The organism is Pleionea sp. WD8-19, assembly GCF_055326765.1.
The window spans coordinates 3,013-4,327 of record NZ_JBUZOU010000045.1 but is presented as its reverse complement, the minus strand read 5'-3'; the positions used below and the strand labels follow the sequence as shown (position 1 = coordinate 4,327).

Below are 1,315 nucleotides of genomic sequence, written 5' to 3'. Positions count from 1 at the left end.
CTCGTCATCAATTAAAGCAAGCAACTTATGATCTAAGTAGCAAAGAAACTCCTCTCTCATTTCTAGTCGGTGAATTGCTGCTTTTAGTGTTGCTATTGATGTCACCCGTCGAATAGCTTCAACAGTCCCTGGGTTATCGCGTAAAAACCAATTAACTCCATTGGTTTGGTTAGATTTCATCTTGGGCAGTGACAGCATGATCCACCCCCAGTCAAAGCCCGGATGAGATATAACCTCGCTTAAAGCGGTGGTTAATAAATCATCACCTATTCGAATAAGTTTAAGCGCCTCCCTTTTTGATCGAACTGAAAATAGTCTTGAACGCGGTTTTAAAGTTTTATCCATAAAGTTTCCTCGTTTCAATTGAGAACTTCCCTCACGCAAAATGGACTAGCTGCCCAAGTCACACAAGGTGATGGCACAGTGTTTTCAGGCCAAAATACATTGGCTTTCGGTGAACTGAGGAGGTGTAGAATACTACTATTTTAAGTAGTGTTTTTCAAGAAATATCTCAATTTTCAAAGGGTGAATTTGACACACGCATAAGCGAACATAACTTATTGTTTTACTTAGATATTTTAAGTGACCAAAAGGCGCTTTGAGATATCTCTCAACATTCCAGGATAAATGCTCGCTTTTTGGATTGTATTACTCTTCAGATCTGACAGAATAATGAGAAAATTAAGCATCGCTTGGATATGGTGATCTAAGCCTAATAATTATAACCTTGAGGATATTAATGAGAACAATAATTGCGCTATTGGCTTTCGCACTTTCATTACCTACCTTTTCAGAATCATGGAAGCTGGGAAAGTACATTGAAGTCACTCCACCTGCTGATACAGAACTTTCCTTCCAAGTGCTTCCTGACTATGACCCAAATGAAAAAATTGTTCATGGTTGGAAAAATGAAGAGTTAAATTTTCTAATAATTGCAGACCACCAACCAGGAGGAGAAAAGTTAAATAATTATTGGCAAGGTATGGTCAACGAACTAAGAAAAGGTGCAGACAATAAGAATATTTCAATCTTAAATGAAGGTAGTTATAAGTCCAATCAAGAGTATGATATTACCTACAAAGTGCTAAAGTGGACGAGCGAAGGTGAAGAAAACATCCAAATGTATAGTCTCGTTCGAGGTAGCAAAGATGCCTATTGGTTGATTTCAATTCCATTTAGTAGTGATATAGATTTTATGGTTAGAAGTTCAATTGAGTTAATTAGTACAGTTAAAATAGCAAACTAAATTACGTTCGAAAATATATGTTTTCCAAAGTCTTGTACTAGAAAGGGTTAAAAATCTTAACAAGTATGA

Annotated in this window: 2 protein-coding genes; one reads left to right on the top strand and one right to left on the bottom strand. The window is 36.5% G+C overall.

The features are described from left to right. Nucleotides 1-345: hypothetical protein (locus ACTUJY_RS20915; protein ID WP_463618079.1), on the bottom strand; the 345-nt coding region annotated here is incomplete at its 3' end. A 394-nt stretch (nt 346-739) separates the two neighbouring features. Here ACTUJY_RS20915 and ACTUJY_RS20910 point away from each other — a divergent pair. Next, nucleotides 740-1,246 carry a hypothetical protein gene (locus ACTUJY_RS20910; RefSeq protein ID WP_463618078.1) on the top strand — a complete coding sequence of 169 codons (507 nt, stop codon included), beginning with the start codon at nt 740-742 and terminating at the stop codon, nt 1,244-1,246. Nucleotides 1,247-1,315 lie beyond the last annotated feature (69 nt).

Coding starts and splice junctions, on each gene's coding strand:
- ACTUJY_RS20910 (WP_463618078.1), top strand. CDS start 740: ATGAGAACAATAATTGCGCTATTGGCTTTCGCACTTTCATTACCTACC.